General features: G+C 69.5%; 19 protein-coding genes and 2 pseudogenes. 14 read left to right on the top strand and 7 right to left on the bottom strand.

Going from position 1 to position 22,696, the window contains the following annotated elements:
- Positions 1–119 precede the first annotated feature (119 nt).
- Complete coding sequence (locus tag SD37_RS26590; RefSeq protein ID WP_044849868.1) at positions 120–869, top strand: thioesterase II family protein; 750 nt, start codon at positions 120–122, stop codon at positions 867–869.
- Positions 870–996: 127 nt separating this feature from the next.
- On the opposite strand, the gene SD37_RS26585 is transcribed toward SD37_RS26590, so the two are convergent.
- Together SD37_RS26585 and SD37_RS26580 are read right to left on the bottom strand one after the other, a co-directional pair.
- Positions 997–1,815, bottom strand: coding sequence for an MBL fold metallo-hydrolase (locus SD37_RS26585; protein ID WP_044849867.1), 819 nt, complete (start codon positions 1,813–1,815; stop codon positions 997–999).
- Positions 1,816–1,881: 66 nt separating this feature from the next.
- Positions 1,882–2,490: a TetR/AcrR family transcriptional regulator gene (locus SD37_RS26580; RefSeq protein ID WP_044849866.1), complete on the bottom strand. Its 609-nt coding sequence runs from the start codon at positions 2,488–2,490 to the stop codon at positions 1,882–1,884.
- A gap of 101 nt (positions 2,491–2,591) precedes the next feature.
- Between SD37_RS26580 and SD37_RS26575 the strand changes: the two genes are divergently transcribed.
- A complete protein-coding gene (locus tag SD37_RS26575) occupies positions 2,592–3,722 on the top strand; it encodes an FAD-dependent oxidoreductase (RefSeq protein WP_044849865.1) in 1,131 nt (376 codons plus the stop codon).
- Positions 3,719–4,339 carry a DUF3159 domain-containing protein gene (locus SD37_RS26570; RefSeq protein ID WP_044849864.1) on the top strand — a complete coding sequence of 207 codons (621 nt, stop codon included), beginning with the start codon at positions 3,719–3,721 and terminating at the stop codon, positions 4,337–4,339. Before SD37_RS26575 ends, SD37_RS26570 begins: the two co-directional genes overlap by 4 nt.
- An 8-nt stretch (positions 4,340–4,347) precedes the next feature.
- Here SD37_RS26570 and SD37_RS26565 read toward each other — a convergent pair whose 3' ends face one another.
- On the bottom strand, positions 4,348–5,160 hold the full coding sequence (locus SD37_RS26565) for an arginase family protein (protein WP_044849863.1): 813 nt from the start codon (positions 5,158–5,160) through the stop codon (positions 4,348–4,350).
- Positions 5,153–5,860 carry a GntR family transcriptional regulator gene (locus SD37_RS42800; protein ID WP_052674807.1) on the bottom strand — a complete coding sequence of 236 codons (708 nt, stop codon included), beginning with the start codon at positions 5,858–5,860 and terminating at the stop codon, positions 5,153–5,155. The genes SD37_RS26565 and SD37_RS42800 overlap by 8 nt, the downstream gene beginning before the upstream one ends.
- Before the next feature lie 99 nt (positions 5,861–5,959).
- On the opposite strand from SD37_RS42800, the gene SD37_RS26555 reads away from it, so the two are divergent.
- Positions 5,960–6,946, top strand: a complete 987-nt coding sequence (locus SD37_RS26555; protein WP_044849862.1) for a Rossmann-fold NAD(P)-binding domain-containing protein — start codon at positions 5,960–5,962, stop codon at positions 6,944–6,946.
- Positions 6,947–7,063: 117 nt separating this feature from the next.
- On the opposite strand, the gene SD37_RS26550 is transcribed toward SD37_RS26555, so the two are convergent.
- A complete protein-coding gene (locus tag SD37_RS26550) occupies positions 7,064–8,071 on the bottom strand; it encodes an RNA polymerase subunit sigma-70 (RefSeq protein ID WP_044849861.1) in 1,008 nt (335 codons plus the stop codon).
- A gap of 1,020 nt (positions 8,072–9,091) precedes the next feature.
- On the opposite strand from SD37_RS26550, the pseudogene SD37_RS43905 reads away from it, so the two are divergent.
- The 4 genes and pseudogenes from SD37_RS43905 to SD37_RS26540 all read left to right on the top strand — a co-directional run.
- Positions 9,092–9,610 (top strand): annotated as a pseudogene (locus tag SD37_RS43905) (ABC transporter permease); the annotation flags it as partial.
- Between the two features lie 66 nt (positions 9,611–9,676).
- Positions 9,677–10,600 (top strand): annotated as a pseudogene (locus SD37_RS43900) (ABC transporter ATP-binding protein); the annotation flags it as partial.
- Positions 10,601–10,603: 3 nt separating this feature from the next.
- Positions 10,604–11,461 carry an ABC transporter permease gene (locus tag SD37_RS43895; RefSeq protein ID WP_418189829.1) on the top strand — a complete coding sequence of 286 codons (858 nt, stop codon included), beginning with the start codon at positions 10,604–10,606 and terminating at the stop codon, positions 11,459–11,461.
- Between the two features lie 28 nt (positions 11,462–11,489).
- Positions 11,490–12,464: a glycine betaine ABC transporter substrate-binding protein gene (locus tag SD37_RS26540; RefSeq protein ID WP_044849860.1), complete on the top strand. Its 975-nt coding sequence runs from the start codon at positions 11,490–11,492 to the stop codon at positions 12,462–12,464.
- Between the two features lie 41 nt (positions 12,465–12,505).
- On the opposite strand, the gene SD37_RS26535 is transcribed toward SD37_RS26540, so the two are convergent.
- On the bottom strand, positions 12,506–13,399 hold the full coding sequence (locus tag SD37_RS26535; protein ID WP_044849859.1) for a LysR family transcriptional regulator: 894 nt from the start codon (positions 13,397–13,399) through the stop codon (positions 12,506–12,508).
- A gap of 82 nt (positions 13,400–13,481) precedes the next feature.
- Between SD37_RS26535 and SD37_RS26530 the strand changes: the two genes are divergently transcribed.
- The 4 genes from SD37_RS26530 (at position 13,482) to SD37_RS26515 (ending at position 19,233) form a co-directional block, all read left to right on the top strand.
- Entirely contained in the window at positions 13,482–14,702 is a 1,221-nt protein-coding gene (locus tag SD37_RS26530) for an MFS transporter (RefSeq protein WP_052674805.1), read from the top strand.
- An 84-nt stretch (positions 14,703–14,786) separates the two neighbouring features.
- On the top strand, positions 14,787–15,440 hold the full coding sequence (locus SD37_RS26525) for a TetR/AcrR family transcriptional regulator (protein WP_044849858.1): 654 nt from the start codon (positions 14,787–14,789) through the stop codon (positions 15,438–15,440).
- Entirely contained in the window at positions 15,437–17,101 is a 1,665-nt protein-coding gene (locus SD37_RS26520) for an FAD-binding dehydrogenase (protein WP_065912988.1), read from the top strand. Before SD37_RS26525 ends, SD37_RS26520 begins: the two co-directional genes overlap by 4 nt.
- A gap of 173 nt (positions 17,102–17,274) precedes the next feature.
- Positions 17,275–19,233, top strand: coding sequence for a pentapeptide repeat-containing protein (locus SD37_RS26515; RefSeq protein ID WP_065912987.1), 1,959 nt, complete (start codon positions 17,275–17,277; stop codon positions 19,231–19,233).
- Here the strand turns inward: SD37_RS26515 and SD37_RS26510 are convergent.
- Entirely contained in the window at positions 19,203–20,159 is a 957-nt protein-coding gene (locus SD37_RS26510) for a GlxA family transcriptional regulator (RefSeq protein WP_167369661.1), read from the bottom strand. The two genes, SD37_RS26515 and SD37_RS26510, sit on opposite strands and share 31 nt — an antisense overlap.
- Before the next feature lie 120 nt (positions 20,160–20,279).
- Here SD37_RS26510 and SD37_RS26505 point away from each other — a divergent pair, with 120 nt between their 5' ends.
- Complete coding sequence (locus tag SD37_RS26505; protein ID WP_044849855.1) at positions 20,280–20,870, top strand: isochorismatase family protein; 591 nt, start codon at positions 20,280–20,282, stop codon at positions 20,868–20,870.
- Positions 20,871–20,940: 70 nt separating this feature from the next.
- Positions 20,941–22,680, top strand: coding sequence for a pyruvate dehydrogenase (locus tag SD37_RS26500; RefSeq protein WP_044849854.1), 1,740 nt, complete (start codon positions 20,941–20,943; stop codon positions 22,678–22,680).
- Positions 22,681–22,696: the final 16 nt, after the last annotated feature.

Below are 22,696 nucleotides of genomic sequence, written 5' to 3'. Positions count from 1 at the left end.
GGTTTCCTGTGGTACGGTGCGAAAGAAGCTCGATGTCGAGCCATTGGGGAACTGGGGAAGCAACCGAATTTTCGTGGCAGCGCGGCGCGCTGCCCGGCTGCCATGGAGTGGGGCTACCTATGTCTGTCAAAGAAAGCGATGCCGGCTTGTGGGTCCGCCGGTTCCACCAGTGGGACTCCGCGCCCGCGCGCGTCGTCTGCCTCCCGCACGCGGGTGGTTCGGCGAGCTACTTCCTGCCGGTGTCGAAAACCCTGGTGGGCAAGGCGGAAGTGCTCGCGATCCAGTACCCCGGACGGCAGGATCGCCGTCATGAGAAAGCCTTCACCAGCGTTCCCGCCCTCGCCGACGCGGTCGCGGCCGTGCTCGCCCCCTGGCTCGATCGCCCGTTCGTCCTTTTCGGACACTCGATGGGCGCCAGTGTCGGGTTCGAGGTGGCACGCCGATTGGAGGCCGCGGGCTCCGTTCCGGTGGCGTTGTTCCCGTCCGGCCGCGTGGCCCCGAGCCGGGCCAGGGACGAGCGCGTCCACCTGCAGGACGACGCCGCCTTGATCCGCGCGGTGAAGGAACTCAGCGGCACCGACTCGCAGATCTTCGCCGACGAAGAGCTGCTGCGCATGGTCCTTCCCGCACTGCGCACCGACTACACCGCCGCCGAAACCTACCGCTGGGAACCGGGACCGCCGCTGGCGACGCCGGTGCACGCGCACATCGGCGACCGTGACCCGAAGGTCAGCGTCGACGAGGCCCGCGACTGGGAGAAGCACACCACGGGCGGGTTTTCGCTCACCGTGCACTCCGGCGGGCACTTCTACCTCGACCAGCACGCGGCGAAGGTCATCCAGGCGATCGCGGATGTCCTACCGGCGTAAGCCTCTTCGGTCCTTCATGGACGCGGGCACCAAGCCGCGAGAGGGTCGCGAGCGCCACGCTTGAGACACTGAGCGTCCCTGGCGAGGCGCACGGGACATCCGGCTCACTTGGCACCCCGGACCAGGATCAGCCAAGGTGGTCGTTCGCGCCGCTGATCCAGGCGAGGTAGCGCTCGGAGGAACGGCGTACGGCCGCCTTCGCCTCCGTTCGCAGAGTGCCGCCGGTCAAGGCGTAGAGCCGTTCGAACTCGTAGGGTTCGAGCCGGTCCACGATCCGCTGGACCAGTCCGGCCGACAACGGGATCGCGTTGGGGTAGCTGCGCATGAAGGTCACCCACCCCGGGGCGGCCACCGGCACGATGGTGTCGCCGACCAGCAGTGAACCTTTCCCGGTGGCGATGTGGGCGACCGCGGCGCCAGGGAAGTGCCCGCCCGCTTCGATGAGCGTGATCCCGGGCAGGATGTGCTCGGTACCGCTCCATTCACGGATCACGGGGTCTTCCCGCCGCACCCATCGCCGGTCGGCGGAATGCACCAGTACGGGGACGTTCCCGAGGTGGTGGCTCAGGCTCACTTGTGAGCCGTACATATGCGGATGGCTCGCGACGATGGCCGCGGCTCCGCCGAGTTCGGCGATCTTGTCGAGCAGCGGCCGGTCGAGCACGTTGGGCGGGTCCCACAGGAGATTGCCCTCACTGGTCTGGACCACATACGTCCACTGGCCGATCGCGAACTCCGGTTCGCGGTGCAGGCGGTGGATACCCGGCTCCGGTTCTTCGTGGATCAGCTTGTGCGGGTTCGCGGCGAGTTCGTCCACAGTGGTCCAGGACTGGCCGGACTCGCGGACGTACTGTCGTTCGTCCGCGCAGATCCGGCAGACACCGGCCGGGGGTTCAGCGGTATCGGGATGTTCGACGCCGCACGTGCCGCAGATCCAGATGGTCATGAGCCCAGTCTCGGACCTCCAGTCGACTTGAAGTCAAGGCCTTCGATTCCTTGCTGTGGCGGCCATTCACGATGGCGGAGTGCGTCCGGTCAGGCACTGCTGCACGAGCGGGCCGAACATGGTGGCCAGCTCGTCGACGGACGCCGAGGCGATCGGTTCGACACGGACGATGTGCCGGGCCACCGCGAGGCCGAGGATCTGGACGTTGACCATGGCCGCCCGCCGCGTGGCGTCCGGGGTGTCGAGCAGGGCCGCGAGCCTGCCGGTGATCTCCCGGTCGATGAATTCGCGCAGCAGCGCTTCGGATTTCGGATCGGTGGGCGCCGATCTGGTCAGCATGACCAGCGGTGCGCGGTCGGACTTGTCGAGGTTCTCCACGAGTGTCCGGACGATGCGCTCGCCCATCGTGTCGAGGCTGCCGTCGAAGATCGACTCGATGGCGGGCGGGACATGCTCGGACATTTCGATGACGGCACCGAACAGGCCCTGTTTGGTGCCGAAGAAGTAGAACACCATCGCCGGGTCGACCCCCGCCGCGGTCGCGATCGCGCGCACGGTCGTGCCGCTGTACCCGTTCTGGTCGAACAGTTCGCGGGCCACCCGCAGGACTCGCTGCTTGCTCTCCGCGCCGGACCGCCAGCGTCCGGGGCGGCGGCGGTCATCGTGTTCCGTCATCGCCTCCGCAGCCTAACACCCCTTTCTTCATCACCTGGTGGAGTTTTATCGGAATCCGCCCTAGTGTGTTCTTCATCAGGTGATGAAGAATGGGGTGCGAGATGAGAGTGATCGTGGTCGGTGCCGGTCTGGGCGGGTTGACGCTCGCTCACGGGTTACGCCGGGCAGGAGTGGACGTCGTGGTGTACGAGCGAGACGGGGCGTCGGGGCGCCGGCAGGGCATCAGCCTGCACGTCGACGACCGCGGCGCCTCGGCGCTGCGCGCGTGCCTGCCTCCGGCGCAGGTCGCGATGGTGGAGGCCACCATGGGAGGACACCGTGAACAGGCCTTGACGCTGGGCGCCGTGGACGGGGAACTCGCCGTCACGGGCGCACTGCCGTGCGACGGCGTCGCGGGCCGGGCCCGGCCCGGACGGCAGGTCCACCGGCCGCTGCTGCGGGCGGTGCTGCTGACGGGCTTGGCCGACGTGGTCCGCTTCGGGGCGGAGTTCACACGGTTCGAGCGGTGCGCCGACGGCACGGTCCGGGTGTGGTTCGCCGACGGTCGCACGGACACCGCGGATGTCCTCGTCGGTGCCGACGGGATCGGATCGGCGGTCCGCCGCCGGTTCCTGCCCGGCGTGCGAGTGGTGGATACGGGACAACGCATGATCATGGGCGCGACCCCGCTTCGCGCCGTCGCCGCGACCGGGCTGCCCGCGCTGGTCGGCGACAGCCCGGCCGGCGCACACGTGGACGGCACGATGATGGTGGTGGGGGTCCTGCGGTTCACCGAACCGCCCCTGGCGGCACGGCGGCGGTGGCTGCCCGCCTTGCCGCACAGCGCGGTCGCCGGGATCGAGGACTACGTGATGTGGGCCTTGCCCACCACACAGGAGCGGCTCGGCTCCGCGCCGGTGTGGCAGCGGGCCGAGGAGCTGACCGTGGAGCTGCCCGCGGCCCTGCGGTCGGTCGTCGTCGAGGCGTGGCCGGACGCCACGGTGGTGCTGCGCGGCGGAATGATCCCACCGCCGCCCGTGTGGCCCGCCGGTCCGGTGACGGTCATCGGCGACGCGATCCACCTGGCCCCGGGTTTCGGTGGCAACCTGGCGATGCAGGACGCGCACCACCTGTGCGACGCGCTGGTCGAGGCGTACCACGGCAGGCTCGATCTGCTCGGCGCGATCGGCGCCTTCGAGGACACGATGCGCCGCACCGGTTTCACGCCTGCCGCGGCGAAGGCGAGCGCATGAGCCTCGGCATGCTGTCGCGGAAGTCGTTGTCGTTGTTCAGCGCGATCGGTGGTTGGCGCACGGTCGCCGAAGGTGTCGCGTCGCGAGCGCTGTTCCTCGTCGCGTATCTGGTGACCGGGCAGGTGCTGACGGCCGCGCTGGTCGCGGTCGGCGGCGTGGTCGTGCTGGCGGTGGTGCGGCTGTGCACCGGCGGTAAGGCCTGGCAGCCGGCGATCGGCTTGATCGTGGTCGGCGTGTCCGCGCTGCTGGCCGGAAGCACCGGACAGGCGGCCGACTTCTATCTCGTCGCCGTCCTCTGGCAGGCGGGCGGCGGGGTGCTCTTCCTGGTGTCCATGCTGGTGGGCTGGCCGATGATCGGGTTGGTGATGGGGAAGCTGCGCGGGGATCGCCTCGCCTGGCGCCGTGATCGACCGCAGCGGCGGCGCTATCACCTGTGCACGGCGGTGTTCCTGGCCAAGTTCGTCATCGCCACGGCCGCGTTGGTGCCGCTGTACGCGGCCGAAGCGGTCGTCCCGCTCGGGGTCGCCGCCACGCTGGTGGGAGGCGCGCCCGCGACCGGCGTGTGCGTCTATCTGTGCTGGCGAATCCTCCGCGAGGCCCCACGGGTCTCCCAGTAGCCGGACGGTCAGCCGTCTGCGGGTTCGGGCCAGGTCAGTCCGGCGCCGAGTGCCGCGGTGAGGCGGGTGATCGTCTGACGGCTGTTCTGGGCGTTGACGTGTTCGGGGAGCCACGCGCAGGCGAGGTAGGCGGCGGCGATGTCGGCGGAGGCGCAGGCGGCGGCCAGGCATTCCCCGATCTGAGCCAGGGAGGGTCCGGGGCCGGAGGGAAAGCGTGCGCCGGGCAGCTCGGCGCCGTCGATGACGTCGATGTCGAGGTGCAGGTAGACGGGGACGGGGCCGAGCCTGCCGAGGGCGGAGGTGATCGCGGCGGGGTCGGCGGGCACGCGATGGACGTGACTGGTGGTGAGGGAGTCCCGCTCGGCGGGATCGAGGTCGCGGGCGTCGGCGAGCACGACGCTGGTATCGGGGATGGGCCGCAGGCCGAGCGTCTCGTCGAACAGGTCAGGCGTGCGGCCGGTCAGCATGGCCAGTGCCATGCCGCCGAGGTAGCCGCTGGTGGAGATGGCTGGGGTGTTGAAGTCGCCGTGGGCGTCGAGCCAGAGCACGGCCAGGTCGCGATGGCGACGCTGCAGCGCGGCCACCGCCGCGCGGGAGGTGGGGCAGTCACCGGAGAGCACCAGGGGCCTGGCCGCCTGCGTCACCACGTCGGCTGCCGCCTGGTGCAGCAGGCTCATCCGGGCGGCGACGGAGCCGGCGGGGAGGGCCGGGCGGATAGCCGCGGTCGCGGTCGCGGGGATCGGGAAGGCCGGGATGTACTCGTCGAGGTGCCAGGGCGTGACGATCAGATCCCAGGTGCCGGGGGTGCCGTGGTCAGCCACGAGGTGTCTCTCTTTCGTTCCGATGGGCGAGCAGGTCGAGCAGCCGTCGCAGTTCGGCGGCGCCGGCTCGCAGATGCGCGGTGAGTTCCGCCCGGGCTTCTTCCGGGCTGCCGTGCAGCGCGTCCAGCAGCTGTCGGTGGTCGTCTGTGAGGCGGCCGAGTTCCCGGCGGGAGCGCTCGGCCAGTGCCAGGGCGAGGCGCTGCTCTTGCTGGAGCTGCGCGTGGAAGCGGCGCAGCCGGGGACTGCCGGTGGCCGAGACCAGGGTGGTGTGGAAGAGCCGGTCGCCGTCGAGCGCGGCGGTGACGTCGCCATGGGCGAAGGCCTGTTCTATCTGGTCGACCAGGTCGGCCAGTTTCGCGTAGATCTCCGGGTCCCGGGTTCTGGTCAGGGCGTCGGCAGCGGTCAGTTCCACGGAGGTGCGGGCGGCGTAGATATCGGCGATGTCCGGCCCGGTGATGTCCGCGACGACGATGCCGCGGTTCATCTGGTGGCTGACCAGTCCTTCGCTCGCGAGGGTCCGCGCGGCTTCGCGGACGGTACTGCGGGAGATGCCGAGCTCCGTGGCAAGGGCGGCTTCGCGCAGCGGCATGCCGGGCGGCAGCCGTCCGGACAAGATGGCCTGCCGGAGGGCTTCGGCGGCCTGGTCGGTGGTGCTCTGCCGCTGAATGCTCGCACCCAGGCCGGTGATCGGGTCCTTCACGGGCGCAATATTGCCATATTGTCTGACAATCTGGCTAGGTGGACGTCCGCTGTCAGCGAATCCGCCTGGGGGGAGCGGATCCGGTGCTTGTGTGGGGGTATGGAGATCTTGGTTCTGGGTGGAACGGCCTGGGTGGCTCGGGAGCTGTCGCGGCAGGCGATCGAACGCGGCCATCGGGTGACCTGCCTCGCGCGTGGCGAGAGCGGAGAAGTCGCGGACGGAGCGACGCTGGTCGTCGCCGACCGGCGTGATCCGTCGGCGTACGAGCCACTGCTCGACCGGGTATGGGACGCGGTCGTCGAGGTGTCATGGCAGCCGGGCTTCGTCCGCGGAGCGCTCGACGTGCTGGGCGGCAAGGCCGGGCACTGGGTGTACGTCTCGTCTGGCAACGTCTACGCCTCCCATGCCGCGCTGGGCGCGGACGAGTCCGCGGCCCTGCTCGCCCCGACCGTCCGGAGCGAGCTCGGCCACGAGTTGTACGGCGAGGCGAAGGTCGCCTGCGAGCAGGCGTCCACGGCCGCCGTGGGCGACCGCCTGCTCATCGCCCGAGCCGGGCTCATCGGCGGGCCCGGTGACCACACCGGGCGTTCCGGCTACTGGGTCGCCCGTGCCGCACGCGATCCGCGAGGGCCGATGCTGGTCCCCGACACACGGGCCATCCCCACCCAGGTGGTCGACGTGCGGGACCTCGCCTGCTGGCTGCTCGATTCCGCGGAGACGGGAACCACCGGCACCTACAACGCCGTCGGCCCGGTCGTTCCGTTCGAAGAGTGGATCGGGCTGTCCCGCGCCGTCGGCGGGCACACCGGTCCGGTCGTCCACGCCGGCTCGGCCTGGCTGCTCGCCAACGGAGTCGCCCAGTACATGGGGCCCGAATCGCTGGCGATGTGGCTGGTCGAGCCGGGCTGGGAAGGGTGGTCGGCCCGGGACGGGTCCTCGGCGCGCGCCGCGGGACTGCGTCACCGGCCCCGGGAGGAGATGCTGGCCGACACACTGCGCTGGGAACGGGAGCAGGGCTTGGACCGGGAAAGGCGCGCGGGCCTTAGTGCCGAGCGCGAGCGCGAATTGCTCGACGCCCTCGGCTGACGGCTCCGGCTCGGCACTCGCGGGACTGACCCTGCGCAAGCAGTCGACTAATTGCGCCGTTCTTCGCCGCGAACCGAGATGGAAAGCCCAGACCCGGTCATGCCGGAAATGGTGGAATCACAGTGCCGGGGGCAGGCCCAGCCATGGTTTGCCGGTGGCGTCGAATCCGGTGAGCTCGGCGATCTTGCCGTCGACGATGCGCAGCGCCGCGACGGCGAACAGCCGGTGCTCCGGATCGCCGGGGGTGCGGAGGTACAGCGCGGCGGCGGGCATGCGGTTGACCGTCGTGGCGATACCACGCCAGTCGTCGTGGCCGTGCTGGAACAGCCCGCCGGAGACCCAGCCGTCCACCGCGTCCTTGGCCGTCGTCGTCGAGGTGCCCGACTCGGGCAGCATCGCGAAGCGCAGATCTTCGCGCAGCAGGGAGATCAGCCCGTCGAGGTCGTTGCGCTCATGGGCGTCGATATACGACTTCACCACGCCGCGCTCGTCCTTCGACAGCTCGTGGGTGGCGGGGCCGCGCCAGTCGAGGCGGCGGCCGGGCAACTGTTCGCGCATCGTCACGCGCGCCCGCTGCAGTGCGCTGGTCACCGACGCGACGGTCAGTTCGAGGGCGCCGGCGACCTTCGGCGCCGGCCAGCCGAGGACGTCGCGCAGGATGAACACCGCCCGCTGCCGCGGCGGCAGGTGCTGGACGGCCACGATGAACGCCAGCTCGATCGTTTCCCGCGCCACCACCGATTCTTGGGGGTCTTCGGGGAGCATCCGGTCGGGGTATGGCTGCAGATACAGCACCTCGGAGCCGGAGCCCGGCAGCTCGATCGGTACGGGAGTGCGGTCGTTGCGCTTGTCCAGGAAGTCGAGGCAGGCGTTCGTCGCGATCCGGTACAGCCAGGTCCGCAGCGAGGCGTTGCCCCTGAACGACTCCCGCTTGTTCCATGCCCGCAGGAACGTCTCCTGCGTGAGGTCCTGGGCGTCCTCGTAGTTCGCGAGCATCCGGTAGCAGTGCACCTGCAGCTCACGCCGGTGGCGCTCGGTGAGGAGCGCGAACCGCGCCGTGTCGCCTGAGCGGGCCATCGCGATGAACGTGGCCTCGTCGGCGCCCAGCGGGCTGGCATCGGTCATGGTCGTCAATCCTTCCACCGGTGTGCGGGTGCTACCGGAACCGACGATGGGGCGAAGGATTTCTCATCGGTGACGCCGTCGTCTTTGTGCGCGGCGGTGGTTCAGTGACCTGGTGTGGCATTGGGTCGAGGGCATTGGTTGTGTGGATTTTGTTCCGTTAGATGAACAGAAATCCACACGGTCCGGCGTGACCGGTCCGGCTGCTCGCCGCGGTGTCCTGAAGGACCCCTTTGAGGAGGTGAACGTCGCAAAGGGGTCCTTCGCGACGCGCCTTCTGCTGTACCGGGTTGAGGGCTTTGGGTGTGTGGATTTTGGGGCGTTGGATGTCCAGAAATCCACACGGTCCCGCGTGACTGGTCCGGTCGCACCGGCCAGACTGGTGGGGATGGGAGGGGTGTGTGGAAATAGGGACGGTGAACGTCTCTATTTCCACACACCCCTGACCCTGAGTGACAGCGCGGCCGACCGGCTGCTCGACGCGCCTTCTGCCGTACCGGGTCGAGCGCCCTGGCTGTGTGGATTTTGTTCCGTTAGATGAACAGAAATCCACACGGTCCGGCGTGACCGGTCCGGCTGCTCGCCGCGGTGTCCTGAAGGACCCCTTTGAGGAGGTGAACGTCGCAAAGGGGTCCTTCGCGACGCGCCTTCTGCCGTACCGGGTTGAGGGCTTTGGGTGTGTGGATTTTGGGGCGTTGGATGTCCAGAAATCCACACGGTCCCGCGTGACTGGTCCGGTCGCACCGGCCGGACTGGTGGGGATGGGAGGGGTGTGTGGAAATCGGGACGGTGAACGTCTCCATTCCCACACACCCCTCACCCTGAGCGACAACTCGCGTCGAACTGTGGACAGGAGCCCCGCGGACATGTTGGGCTGAGACTCGGCCGAACCCGACTCGGTCGGCGATTTTCCGCCCTGCGACGTCGAGGAGCGACGCCCTGAGCCTGTCGGAGTACCTCCGCGAGAACTGGATCGACGTCGTGAACGACGCGATCCTGCACGTGGATCTCACCCTGGCGGCGATGGCGCTGGCAGTGCTGGTCGGAATGACGATCGGTCTGCTCACCTACCGGCGGCGGTGGCTCGGCGCGATCGCGACCACGACGACGGCGGCGTTCCTGACCGTCCCGTCCATCGCGCTGCTGGGCATCCTGATCGGCCCGTTCGGGCTGGGGCTGACGAATGTCCTGTGCGCGCTGGTGCTCTACGCGCTCCTGCCGATCACCCGCAACACGATCGTCGGGCTGCGCGGCGTCGACCCGGCCGTGGTGGACGCCGCGCGCGGGATGGGGCTGGGCCGCGCGCGGCTGTTGTGGCGCGTGCGCCTGCCACTCGCGTGGCCGGTGATCCTGTCCGGCATCCGGGTCTCGACACAGATCACGATCGGCATCGCGGCCATCGGCGCGTACGTCAAGGGTCCCGGTCTCGGCAACGAGATCTTCGACGGGCTCGGCCGGTTCGGCTCGGTCAACTCACTGAACCAGGTTCTCACCGGAACGCTGGGGATCATGGTGCTGGCGCTGCTGTTCGACCTGGCCTTCGTGGTGGTCGGCAAGCTGACCACCCGGCGACGTCCCCGTGCCGCCCGGACGGTGACGTCGGGGGAGGTGGCCGGATCGGGCGGCGAGACGATCGAGCTGCGGGACGTCAGCAAGCACTACCCCGGACAAGCGGTGCCGGCGGTCGAACGCCTGACGATGCGGATCCCCGCGGGCGAAATCGTCGTGTTGACCGGTCCGTCGGGATGCGGCAAGACGACGACCATGCGGATGATCAACCGCCTCGTCGAGCCCACCGCGGGCGTCGTCACGATCGGCGGCACCGATGTGTCGGCGCTCGACCTCGACGAACACCGGCGCAGCACCGGCTACGTCATCCAGCAGATCGGGCTCTTCCCGCACCTGCGGGTGGACGCCAACATCGGCGTGGTGCCGCGGCTGCTCGGCTGGACCCGGCGGCGCGTCGCCGGGCGCGTGCGCGAGCTGCTCGACGTCGTCGGACTGAGCCGCGAGCACGGCGTCCGGTACCCGCGTGAGCTTTCCGGCGGTCAGCAGCAGCGCGTCGGGGTGGCGCGGGCGATGGCCGCGGATCCGCCGGTCATGTTGATGGACGAGCCGTTCGGCTCCACCGACCCGATCACGCGCGCCCGGCTACAGGACGAATTCCTTCGCCTGCAACGGGAAGTGCGCAAGACGATCGTGTTCGTCACGCACGACTTCGACGAGGCGCTCAAGATCGGCGACCGGATCGCCGTGCTGCGGCCGCGGTCGGTGATCGCGCAGTACGACACGCCCCAGGCGATCCTCGCCGCGCCGGCGGACGACTACGTCGCGAGCTTCGTCGGCTCGAAGCGGAATCTGAAGCGGCTCGCGTTGATCCGGGTGGGAGACCTGGACCTCCGGCAGGTGGCCGGTCCGGACGGTCTGCCGGAGGTCCGGCCCGACGCCACCCTGCGCGACGCGCTGGATGTGATGGTGCGGACCGGCAGCACCGAGGTCGTGGTCACCGAGGACGGCACCGCGCGGCCGCTGGGGGTGTGCGACCTGCCCATCCTCGTCGCGGCGCTCAAGTCCCCAGACGAGGCGCCTCCGCCAACGATCCCGGACGTCGAGGAGGCGCCTGCCCCGGAGACCGCAGCGTTCGCAACGACTACAGCGTCCACGCGGCCTCGCCGTCGCCGGCTCGGGCTGCTGGTGCGCCCGGTCCTGTTGATCCTTGCCTTGTTGGCACTCTTCGCAATCGTGCGCGCGCACCCGATCGACTCGATCGAACAGCGCTTTCTCAACGCCGACGAGATCTTCACCGAACTGGGCGAGCACTTGCGGCTCACGTTGATCTCGACGGTGTGCACCATCGCCATCGCCCTCCCCCTCGGCATCCTGCTCACCCGCGCCGGCGCCCGCTGGGCCAGGCCCATCGGCCTGGGGCTGGGCAACCTCGGCCAGGCGATCCCGTCGATCGGGCTCGTCGTGCTGCTCGCGCTCTGGATCGGCACGGGCACCGCGACGGCGGTGACGGCGCTCGTCGTCTACGCGACCTTGCCGGTGCTGCGCAACACGATCGTCGGCCTCGACGGTGTCGACCCGACCCTCGTCGACGCCGCGCGCGGCATGGGCATGGGCAAGACGGCCATCCTGTGGCGGATCGAGCTGCCACTGGCAGTTCCGGTGATCCTCGCCGGGATCCGGACCGCGCTGGTGCTCACCGTCGCCAGCGCGACGCTGGCGACGTTCATCGACGGCGGCGGTCTCGGCGGCGGGCTGGTCGCCGGGATCGGCCTGTACCGCCCGATCCTGAGCCTGACCTTCGGCATCATCGTCGCCGCGCTGGCGCTTTTCGTCGACTGGCTGGGGCTGGTCGCCGAGGAGTTCCTGCACCCGCGCGGCTTGTAGCCCGACCGACTTCAAGGAGGACCGACCCATGCGGATGCTCCAGCGCACGACCGCCGCCATGCTCGCGCTCGTCACGGCGGCGTCGCTCGCGGCCGGCTGCACGATCGGCAAGGACGAGACCGGTGCCCAGGTGGGCGCGGGATCCATCAAGAAGATCGACTCGCTGAACGGCGCCCAGCTCCGGGTCAGCTCCAAGGAGTTCGACGAGCAGCTGCTGCTCGGCCAGATCGCCCTCGTCGCCCTGCAGGCGGCCGGGGCGAGCCCGCAGGACAAGACCAACATCACCGGTTCGAGCAACGTCCGCCAGGCGCTCACCAGCGGCGCTGTCGACCTGTACTGGGAATACACCGGCACCGCCTGGATCAGCTACCTCAACCAGACCAAGCCGATCAGTGACCCGCAGGCGCAGTACGACGCGGTCAAACAAGCCGACATCGCCAACGGCGTCACCTGGTGGGCCCGCTCGCCGGCCAACGACACCTATGCCCTCGCCGGCAATCCGGCGACATTGGCCCGGACCGGCGTCAAGACGCTGTCCGACTACGCGGCCCTGGTGAAGCGGGACCCGGCCGCGGCCTCGACCTGTATGGGCCCGGAGTTCAAGAGCCGGGACGACGGGTTCCCCGGACTGGCGAAGACCTACGGCTTCACCCTCCCCGACCCGCAGGTGCACCTGCTCAACGACGCCGTCGTCTACCCGAGCATCGGCAAGGGGGAACCCTGCGGCTTCGGCTCGGTCGCTTCCACCGACGGGCGCGTGGCCGCGCAGCACCTCACCGTGCTCGAAGACGACAAGCACTTCTTCCCGACGTACAACCCCGCCATCACGATCGCGACGGGTGTCGCGCGGAAATACCCGCAGCTGGAGCAGGTCTTCACGCCGATCGCCGAGAAGCTCGACACCGCGACGCTCACGGACCTGAACCGGAAGGTCAGCGTCGAGGGCCAGAAACCCGCCACGGTCGCCCGCGACTGGCTCAAGTCGGCGGGCTTCATCAGCTGAACCGCACGCGGGGATCGCGTCCTCACCACCGTTGACGGCGACTACATCTGCTCGGCGACAGCCCGCGCGACGTCGACGGCGATCGCGCGTGCCCGGATCGCCAGCGGGGACTCGGTACGCCACGCGGGCCAGTGCAGGGACAGCTCCCTGGTGGGCGACGGGCTCAGCCGGTGGATGCCGAGCCGCTCGTCGGACCAGGCGTCGTTACCGTGCAAGGCGAGCCAGGGCAGCACGGCCCAGCCGATGCCCACCCGCACCATCGACAGGATGGTTTCGTGGCCCGTCGTGCGGAAGACGAAGCGTGGCTGCGCGCCGGCGCGGGCGAGCGTCCGCTCCAGCCAGCGTTGATGGTGGGTGGGCGGCCAGGCGACCATCGGGACATCGTCGAGCAGACGCGTCCGCACCGGGCCGTCGGGGAACGTGCCCGCGCTCGTCACCAGGAGGTACGGCTCGTCGAAGAGTTTGACGTGCTCGACGTCGCCTTCGACCGCGTCGTCGTGGAACAGCAGGTCGAGATCCCCGATCCGCGGGGCCTCGGGTTTCACGTCGGACAGCCTGATGTCGCAGCCGGGATGCTCGTCGAGCAGCCTGCTGATGACGGACGGCAGGATCAGGTTCGACACGCTCTGGAAGGTGCCGATGTCGATCCGGCCGTGGCCCGCGCGGAAACGGTCGACGGCGTCGGTCAGCTCCGTCGCCTTCGCCAGCAGATCGCGGCCGTGGGCCAGGACCACCTCGCCGAGTGGCGTGATCCGGACCGGCCTCGGCCCGCCCGGCCGGTCGAAGACCGCGCCGCCGACGGCCTTCTCCAGCGCCGCGATCTGCTGGCTCACCGACGATTGGGTGTAGCCGAGACGGACGGCCGCTTGGCCGAACGTTCCTTCCTCGGCGACCACCGCCATGGCCCGCAGATGACGCAGTTCGACGTTCACCATGGGTTTAACATAAGCCCTGGCGATGGCTTTCATCGAATATCATCGCTTTTTTCAATGGCTTTACCGCCCTAGCGTCAGAGCCATGACGACTTCGAGCACGATCACTCCGGCAGCCCTGAACCGACCGGCTTGGCCGAACCTGGGGCTGCCCAGGCTGGTCTGGTCCTTGGCGGCAACGCACTTCGTCGGCAGGGCGGGCGGTGTGGTGCGGTCGTTTCTGGTGCTGTACCTGACGCAGGCGCAGCACCTCTCGCCCGCGACCGCCGGCGCGGTGGTCGCCGCCGTCGGGGTGGGGGACATCGGCTCCCAGCTGCTCGGGGGCTGGCTGGGAGACCGGATCGGCCGGCGCAACACGATGCTGGTGGGGCATCTGGGTGCCGCCGTGGCGCTCGCCGCGCTCGGCTCGGCGGATTCGATGCCGGGGATCTGGGCCGCCGCGGTCGGAATCGGGCTGACCATCGAGCTGTTCCGGCCGGCCGGATCGGCCGCGGTGGCCGATCTGCCCGCGCGGCAACGGATCCGTGCGTTCGGGTTGCTCTACTGGGCGGCGAACCTCGGGTTCTCGGTCGCCACGGTCATGGCCGGGATCCTGGCCACATATGGCTACGGACTGCTGTTCTGGACCAACATCGTGGCCTCACTGGCGGCGGCGCTGATCGTCTGGAAGCTGGTTCCGGAAACCCGTCCGGCCGGATCGGCGCGGACGCGGGGAGCGCTGCTGCCCGTGGTGCTGCGGGATCGGCTGATGCTCGCGATGATGGCGATCCACGCCGGCTACTTCACCCTGTTCCTGCAGACGTTCACGACGCTGCCGTTGCTGATGACGGGCAACGGGATCCAGCCCACGACCTACGGTGCGGTGCTGGCGCTGAACGGCGTCGCCATCGTGATCCTCCAGCCGGTGGCCGTCCGGTTGCTCGCCGGCCGCGACGGCGGTGTGGTGTCGGCCGTGTCGATGCTGCTCGTCGGGGTCGGCGCCGCGCTCGGCGCCCTGAGCCACAGCACCACGGCTTTCGCCGGATCGGTCGTGATCTGGACACTCGGCCAGATCGGCATCGCCGTCCGGTTCGGCGACACCTTCGCCGACCTCGCCCCCGCCGCGCTGCGGGGCAGGTACATGGGCCTCGCCTCGACCACCTGGAGTGTGGGAGCGGTGCTCGGCCCGCTGGTGGGGACCGCCTTGCTCGATCTGGCCGGGCCGACCGTGCTCGCGTCGGTGTGCGCGATCGGCGGACTCGCCCTCTTCGCCGCCCAGCGGGCGCTCGTTCCGGCATTGCGCCACCGGACCGTCGCGCGGCGCTGATCCACGGCAGTGTGCCGGGTCACCATCCTCCCGGTTGCATACATTCATGTATCCGATGCATTCTTGTATCGAACGGGAGGCGTGATGACCGCAGGTCGAGAGAGAACCGGTCCGGTCCGTGAGCCGAGGGTGACCAAACGACGCGCCGAAACCCGGCGCCGGTTGCTGGACGCGGCGCTCGAGGTCTTCGCCAGGGAAGGATTCGGCCGCGCGACCGTCGACGAGGTCTGCGCTCAGGCCGGCTACACCCGGGGAGCGTTCTACTCGAACTTCGTGTCGTTGGACGAGCTGTTCCTGGCCATGTGGGAAGAGCGGTCCGCCGAGCAGATCGCCCGTACCCGCCAGGCGTTCGAGGCAGGGGACTTCCCGGCGGTGTCCGATGTGGACGGTGTCGTCGGCGAGATACTGCGGGTCGTCCCGATGGACGAGGAGTGGTACCGGGTGAGCGCCGAATTCACCGCGCACGCCCTGCGTACACCCGGGCTGCGGAAGGTGATCGCCGCGCGGGAGCGGGCGATCGCCGCGTCGTTCATGCCGTTGCTCCTGGCGCTGCTCGCCCGCATCTGCCGGACCGTGCCCGATCCGGACGCGCTGGGGCAGGCCTTGATCGCCGTGCACGACGGCACCGCCGCCCAGTGCTTCACCGAACCCGACGACCCCGTGGTGTGGCAACGCCGGGCCGAGCTGTTCGGCCGCGTCATCACCGCTTACAGCATCGAAAGCAGGAACCGATCATGACCGGAGAACCGGACGTCATCGTGGTGGGAGCCGGTCTCGCCGGTCTCGTCGCGACCTACGAACTCACCAAGGCCGGGCGCCGGGTGCTGGTCGTCGAACAGGAGAACCGCGCCAACCTGGGCGGCCAGGCGTTCTGGTCGCTCGGCGGGATCTTCCTCGTCGACAGCCCGGAGCAGCGGCGCAACGGCATCAAGGACTCCTACGAGCTGGCCATGCGCGACTGGCTGGACTCCGCCGGCTTCGACCGCGACGACGAGGACCGCTGGGCCCGCCAGTGGGCGCAGGCCTACGTCCGGTTCGCCGCCACGGAAAAGCGGCGGTACCTGCACGATCTGGGACTGCGGTTCACTCCCGTGGTCGGCTGGGCCGAGCGCGGGGGAGGCACGGCGGACGGCCACGGCAACTCGGTGCCGCGGTTCCACCTGACCTGGGGCACGGGCCCGGAAGTGGTCCGGGTCTTCGCCGAGCCGGTGCTGGAGGCCGAACGCGACGGGCTGGTGCGGTTCGCGTTCCGCCACCAAGTCGACGAGCTGATCGTCGAGGACGGCGCCGCGGTCGGGGTGCGGGGCACCGTGCTGGAGCCGTCGGAGCTGGACAGGGGCAAGGCGTCGTCCCGGGTCGGCGTGGACGACTTCGAACTGCGCGCCAAGGCGGTGCTCGTCACCTCGGGCGGCATCGGGCACAACCACGACCTGATCCGCGCCAACTGGCCGGCCGATCGTCTCGGCCCGTGCCCGCGGACGATGATTCCCGGCGTGCCCGCCCACGTCGACGGCCGCATGCTCGCGATCAGCGAGCGAGCCGGTGCCGGGCTGGTCAACCGCGACCGGATGTGGCACTACACCGAAGGCTTGCACAATTGGGACCCCATCTGGCCCGGCCACGCCATCCGGATCATCCCCGGCCCGTCGTCGATGTGGTTCGACGCCACCGGAAAGCGGCTCCCCGCCCCGAACTTCCCCGGCTTCGACACCAACCAGTCGATGAAGGCCATCCTGTCGACCGGCTACGACTACTCGTGGTTCGTGCTGAACCAGACGATCATCGACCGCGAATTCGTGCTGTCCGGGTCGGAACAGAACCCCGACATCACCGGCAAGGATCTCCGCCGCACGCTGACCAGCCGCGGCGGCAAAGGCGCCCCTGGTCCGGTCGAGGCATTCAAGAACCAGGGGGTGGACTTCGTCGTCGCCGACACCTTGGACGAACTCGTCGCGGGCATGAACAAGATCAGCCGCGGTCCGGAGCTGGAACCCGCGGAGATCGAACGCCAGATCGCCGCGCGCGACGGCCAGGTCGGAAACCGGTTCTCCAAAGACCTCCAGCTCATGGCGATCGCCAACGCCCGCCGGACCCTGGGGGATCGGCTGGGGCGAGTGGCGAAGCCGCACCGGCTTCTCGATCCGGCGCACGGGCCGTTGATCGCGGTGCGCCTCAACATCCTGACGCGCAAGACGCTGGGCGGGATCCAGACGAACCTCGATTCGCAGGCGATGCGCGCCGACGGCTCGCCGTTCCCCGGCCTGTACGCCGCCGGTGAGGTCGCCGGATTCGGTGGCGGGGGCGTGCACGGCTACAACGCGCTGGAAGGCACGTTCCTCGGCGGCTGCATCTTCTCCGGCCGCGCCGCGGGCCGGGCCCTCGCGCGCAGCCTTCAGTAGGCCTTTCCTCAGTAGGCATTTCTTCGGGGCGGAGGTGAAGGGGACTTTCCCCGCATGCGATGCGGTGAAGGGCGCTTTCCTCGCATCACATGCGGGGAAAGCGTCCTTCACCTCCGCCGGGCCGGCAGCTGAAGACGTGTCGTCGCCAGGGCTCCTCGCGGCATGATGTGCGGGTGGACACGCTACCGCCGTCTCCGGGCCCGTTCGAACCGTCCGCGCAGCCGCCGATGTCGGTGCTCGTGTATCGACAGCAGGCGGATCCGCCGCGCGAGCTGCCGGTGTTGTCGAACCGGGCCATCGGATGGGCGGCGACGGCGTTGATCGTGCTCGGCGCCGGGGTCGCGGTGGTGCTGCTGGTCGCGTTCGGCGACGGCGGGCACTCCGGGCGGCTCGAAGCGATCAAGACGGCGGGCACGATCGTTCTCGGTACCGGTGGCGCGGCCGCGTTGTGGCTGACCGCCCGTCGGCAGCGGACCTCCGAGCTGAGTCTCAACCAGGCGCACGCGGCGCACGCGACGACCATCGCGGACGCCGAGGCCCGCCGGATCACCGACCTGTACGGCAAGGCCGCCGATCAGCTCGGTTCGGCGCAGGCGCCGGTGCGCCTCGCCGGTCTGTACGCGCTGGAACGGCTTGCGCAGGACAACCCGGCGCAGCGTCAAACCATCGTCGATCTGCTGTGTGCGTATCTGCGGATGCCTTACCAGCCACCACAACGCGAACCAGTGCGGCGCCCCGGGGTCTCGCGCCCGTTACTGGGCAGCCAGGCGCGGCAGCGGGCGTCGGTGCGGCTGGCGCCGCCGGCACCGCGCGCGGACGCGCTGACCGCCGAGTACGCGGAAGCCGAGCAGGAGCGCCAGGTCCGGCGGACCGCGCAGACCATTCTGTTCCGGCACCTGAAATTCGGCACGAAGGACGAGCCGGTCGACACCTTCTGGCCCGACATCAACCTGGACCTCACCGGCGCAGTGCTCGGTCCGGCCAACCTGATCGGTTGCCGTATCGTCGCGGCGGACTTCACCGACGCCACCTTCACCGGCGACGTGTGGTTCAACGACGTCCGGTTCGGGTTGAACGCCGTGTTCGCGGGCGCGCGGTTCACCGGAGTGGCCCAGTTCGCCAATACCCGTTTCGACCACGAAGCGGATTTCCGCCGGGCGACCTTCGACAAGGCCGCCCGGTTCGCGGACGTCGACTTCCGAGGGAACACGACGTTCAAACAAGCGGACTTCCGCGCGGAGGCGGTGTTCACCGGTGCGACCTTCGCCGTCGACGCCTGGTTCGCCGAGGCCGATTTCGGCGGCGAAGTCAGGTTCGGCAAGGCGCGGTTCGCCGGGCTGGGAGTATTCGCCCACACCCGGTTCGCCGCCAACGCCTACTTCGCCCACGCCCACTTCGACATCGGGGCAGACTTCAGCGAAGCCCGGTTCGACGGCGCGTTCACCGGGTTCGTCGCCGCGAACCTCGGCAGCGCCCGGTTCCACGCGACCGAGTTCGGCCGGAACATCGAGTTCACGGGCGCTCTTTTCGCCGAAGACACCACGTTCACCATGGCGCGGTTCGACGCAGGCGTCGAGTTCACCCGGACGCGGTTCCACGGCACCGCTCACTTCGGTGGTGCGCGGTTCACGAAGCCCGCCGTGTTCGAAGAGGCTGTGTTCGTTGGCGACACAAGGTTCCATGACTGCCGCTTCGACGGGTTGACGACGTTCGAACGGGCTCGGTTCGAGGCGAATGTGTGGTTCGAGAGTACGGAGTTCGTCGACAGTGTGGGATTCACGAAGACGGTCTTCCGCGGCGAAGTGAAGTTTCTCAACACGAGATTCGGCGAGGTCTGCGGATTCTTCGAGGCACGGTTCGAGAACGACATCGTCTTCTCCTGGATCCGTTTCGGCGGACCGGTTTCTTTCACCTGCACCGACTTCGCGCGACCCCCTCGTATCAACACGGTGTGGGTCCGGGCGGATGTACGGAAAATCGGCTCGGGCAGTGTTTGGCCTCCTGGGACCGAAGTCCGTGATGTCTGTGAACGTCCGTATGTGGCTTCGGAAGGCGAGTGGGGGACGCTGGTGCTTGCGCGGCCGGACGATCCGGCGGGCTCTCACGCGCCGCCGGAGAACTCGACCCGGTAGCGGGTCGGCGTCGTGCCCAGTGCGGCGGCGAAGTGCTCACGAAGACGGGCAGGCGTACCGAAACCGGATTGGGCGGCGACGGTGTCGACGCCGAGCGTGGTCGTCTCGAGGAGGTGCCGCGCCCGCGCCAGGCGCTGGGCGACAAGCCAGTTGTGGACGGTGGTCCCGGTGCGGGCGCGGAACGAGCGGGTGAAAGTGCTCCTGCTCATATGGGCACGGGCGGCGAGGCCGTCGATGCTGTGCTGTGCGTCGAGATGGGACTGCGCCCAGTTCATCACGTGGGTGAGCGGATCCTCGTCCGGGGCGGGGACGGGGAACTCGATGAACTGGGCCTGGCCACCGGGACGGTGCGGCGCGGCGACGATCCGCCGGGCGACGCGGTTGGCCACGACCTGACCGGCTCGGCGGGCGAGCAGATGCAGACAGGTGTCGATCCCGGCGGTCGCGCCCGCGCCGGTCACGACGTCGCCCTCGTCGACATACAGGTCTTCGGGACGCAGCTCCGCCGCGGGGAAGCGCCTCCGGAACGTTTCGGCCCACTTCCAGTGGGTGGTCGCCGCGCGGCCGTCGAGGATGCCGGCGTCCGCGAGGGCGAAGACACCCAGGCAGAGCCCGACGACGAGCGCTCCGCGTTCATGCGCGGTCCGCAGCGCGGCGGAGACGGGCGCGGGCGTCGGGGCTTCCGGATCGGACCACCACGGCACGACGATGATGTCGGCGTCCGCGAGCGCGCCGAGGTCGGCGGGGACGTCGATGGCATAGCCGGCGCTCGTGGCGAGCAGGCCCGGCTTCAGGGCGACGACCGTGATCGGCCACGGCTCCATGTCGCCCACCGGGGATTCGGGTCCCCAGACCAGTGACGGCACGGCGAGGTGGAACGGGCTGATCCCCTCGAACGCCAGGACGGCCACCCTCGGAGCGCTCATCGATCCCTCTTCCCTCGGATACCGGCCGATCTCGACCATGCCTGACCCGAATCCGTATCTCGATATCGGATCGGGTCAGCCACGATGGTAGCCGTACCGACGGAAAGCGAAGGAAATCCGATGACCAGCACCACTCTCCGCGAAATCAGCACCCTGCCGACGACCCCCGCGACGCTCTCGGACGCGACGGTGATCCTCGTCGACTACCAGAACACCTACACGCGCGGCGTGATGGAACTCGACGGCTGGGAAGCGGCGCTCGACGAGGCCGCCACGCTGCTGGCGCGTGCCCGCGCCGAGGGCGCGACGGTCATCCACGTCATGCACGACGGCGGCGAGGGCAGCCCGTACGACCTCAAGCAGGACATCGGCCGGATCCACGAGCGCGTCGCCCCCGCTCCGGGTGAACAGGTCGTGGTGAAGACCGCGCCGAACTCGTTCGTGGGAACACCGTTGGGGGAACTGGTCGACGCCGCCGGGCATCAGGACGTCGTCGTGGCCGGGTTCATGACCCATATGTGCGTCACCTTCACCGCGGAAGGCGCGTTCCTGCGCGGGAACACCCCGACCGTGGTGGCGGCCGCCTGCGCCACGCGTTCGCTCCCGTCCGTCGCGGGCGCGGTGACCGCCGCGGACCAGCACCGCGCGGCCCTCGCCACGATCGGTGATCTCTACGCCGTCGTCGTCGGCTCCACCGCCGAGCTCGGCTAGGACCTGCGAGGCGGCGCCGGCACGTGGATCATGAACGGTGTCCCGCCGCCGGAGTACCGAAGGGGTCGTGATGGCCAAGCCCAACGTCGCCGAGCAGTTCGTCCAAGTCCTGGTGCAGGCCGGGGTGGAACGGATCTACGGCGTGGTCGGAGACAGCCTCAACCCCGTCGTCGACGCCATCCGCCGCACCCCGGGCATCGACTGGGTGCACGTCCGCAACGAGGAGGCGGGCGCGTTCGCGGCGGCCGCCGAGGCCCAGCTGACCGGACGGCTCGCGGTGTGCGCCGGCAGCTGCGGTCCCGGCAACACCCATCTGGTGCAAGGACTTTACGACGCGCACCGCACCGGGGCCCCGGTGCTCGCGCTCGCCTCGCATATCCCGTCCGGTCAGATCGGGACCGGGTTCTTCCAGGAGACCCATCCCGAACGGCTGTTCGTCGACTGCAGTGGCTATTGCGAGCAGATCAGCGGGCCTGCCCAGATGCCGAGGGTGCTGCGGATCGCGATGCAGCACGCGTTGTCCCGCGGCGAGGTGTCGGTGCTGGTGCTGCCTGGCGACGTCGCACAGCTCGACGCGGTTTCGCCCACCGGGAACGGGGCGCCGGTCACCGAGCACGGGACGGTCGTGCCGCCCGAGCCGCAGGTGGCCCGCCTCGCCGAGCTGATCAACGAAGCCGGGACCGTCACCTTGTTCGCCGGTGCCGGGGTGCGCGGCGCGCACGCCGAGGTGATGGAGCTGGCCGGGGCCGTGCAGGCCCCGGTCGGCCACAGCCTGCGCGGCAAGGAGTGGATCCAGTACGACAATCCCTACGACGTCGGAATGAGCGGCCTGCTCGGCTACGGCGCCTGCTACCGGGCCATGCACGACGCGGATCTCCTGGTGCTTCTCGGCACCGATTTCCCTTACGACTCCTTCCTTCCCCAAGCGCGGACCGTGCAGATCGACCACGACGCGACCCGGCTCGGCAGGCGCACCCCGCTGGAACTGGCGGTACACGGCGACGTGCGGGAGACCCTGCGGGCCGTCCTGCCGCTCCTGCGCCGCAAGACCGACCGCACGTTCCTGGACCGCATGCTGCGTGATCACTGCAAGACCCTGGAACGGGTCGTCGACGCCTACACCCGCGACGTCGAACGGCATGTGCCCATCCATCCGGAGTTCGCCGCGGACCTCCTCGACGAACTCGCCGCGGACGACGCGATCTTCACCGTCGACACCGGCATGTGCAACGTCTGGGCGGCCCGGTACCTCACGCCCAACGGGCGCCGCCGGGTGATCGGGTCGTTCCTGCACGGCACCATGGCCAACGCCCTGCCGCACGCCATCGGCGCGCAGTTCGCCTACCCCGGACGGCAGGTCGTGTCGATGTCCGGCGACGGGGGACTGGGCATGCTGCTCGGCGAGCTGCTCACCGTGGCGTTGCACGATCTTCCGGTCAAGATCGTGACGTTCAACAACTCCTCGCTCGGCATGGTGAAACTGGAAATGCTGGTGGACGGCCTGCCCGACTACCAGACCGATCACCGGCCGGTCGATTTCGCCGCCATCGCCAGTGGCGCGGGACTGCGCGCCGAGCGGGTGACCGAGCCGACCCGGCTGCGTGCGGCGCTCAAGGAGGCCTTGAGTCACGACGGTCCGGCGCTGGTGGATGTCGTGACGGATCCGAACGCGTTGTCCGTCCCGCCGCACATCACCGCCGGTCAGCTCGGCGGATTCGCCTTGGCCGCGAGCAAAGTGGTGCTCGAAGGCGGGGTGGGCCGGATGATCGACCTCGCCCGGGCCAACCTCCGCAACATCCCGCGCCCCTGAGACCGCCGTCCCGGCG

It is taken from the genome of Amycolatopsis orientalis (assembly GCF_000943515.2).
Classification (GTDB): Bacteria; Actinomycetota; Actinomycetes; order Mycobacteriales; family Pseudonocardiaceae; genus Amycolatopsis; species Amycolatopsis orientalis.
Note: the sequence above shows the minus strand (reverse complement) of the source record. Positions and strands in the feature narration are given on the sequence as shown.

Excerpts from the sequence above, each read along its gene's own strand:
- SD37_RS26540 (WP_044849860.1), top strand. The coding sequence starts at position 11,490 with ATGCGGATGCTCCAGCGCACGACCGCCGCCATGCTCGCGCTCGTCACG.
- SD37_RS26510 (WP_167369661.1), bottom strand. The coding sequence starts at position 20,159 with ATGAGCGCTCCGAGGGTGGCCGTCCTGGCGTTCGAGGGGATCAGCCCG.
- SD37_RS26530 (WP_052674805.1), top strand. The coding sequence starts at position 13,482 with ATGACGACTTCGAGCACGATCACTCCGGCAGCCCTGAACCGACCGGCT.
- SD37_RS26520 (WP_065912988.1), top strand. The coding sequence starts at position 15,437 with ATGACCGGAGAACCGGACGTCATCGTGGTGGGAGCCGGTCTCGCCGGT.
- SD37_RS26525 (WP_044849858.1), top strand. The coding sequence starts at position 14,787 with ATGACCGCAGGTCGAGAGAGAACCGGTCCGGTCCGTGAGCCGAGGGTG.
- SD37_RS26500 (WP_044849854.1), top strand. The coding sequence starts at position 20,941 with ATGGCCAAGCCCAACGTCGCCGAGCAGTTCGTCCAAGTCCTGGTGCAG.
- SD37_RS26590 (WP_044849868.1), top strand. The coding sequence starts at position 120 with ATGTCTGTCAAAGAAAGCGATGCCGGCTTGTGGGTCCGCCGGTTCCAC.
- SD37_RS26580 (WP_044849866.1), bottom strand. The coding sequence starts at position 2,490 with ATGACGGAACACGATGACCGCCGCCGCCCCGGACGCTGGCGGTCCGGC.
- SD37_RS26505 (WP_044849855.1), top strand. The coding sequence starts at position 20,280 with ATGACCAGCACCACTCTCCGCGAAATCAGCACCCTGCCGACGACCCCC.
- SD37_RS26585 (WP_044849867.1), bottom strand. The coding sequence starts at position 1,815 with ATGACCATCTGGATCTGCGGCACGTGCGGCGTCGAACATCCCGATACC.
- SD37_RS26570 (WP_044849864.1), top strand. The coding sequence starts at position 3,719 with ATGAGCCTCGGCATGCTGTCGCGGAAGTCGTTGTCGTTGTTCAGCGCG.
- SD37_RS26575 (WP_044849865.1), top strand. The coding sequence starts at position 2,592 with ATGAGAGTGATCGTGGTCGGTGCCGGTCTGGGCGGGTTGACGCTCGCT.
- SD37_RS26535 (WP_044849859.1), bottom strand. The coding sequence starts at position 13,399 with ATGGTGAACGTCGAACTGCGTCATCTGCGGGCCATGGCGGTGGTCGCC.
- SD37_RS26550 (WP_044849861.1), bottom strand. The coding sequence starts at position 8,071 with ATGACCGATGCCAGCCCGCTGGGCGCCGACGAGGCCACGTTCATCGCG.
- SD37_RS26555 (WP_044849862.1), top strand. The coding sequence starts at position 5,960 with ATGGAGATCTTGGTTCTGGGTGGAACGGCCTGGGTGGCTCGGGAGCTG.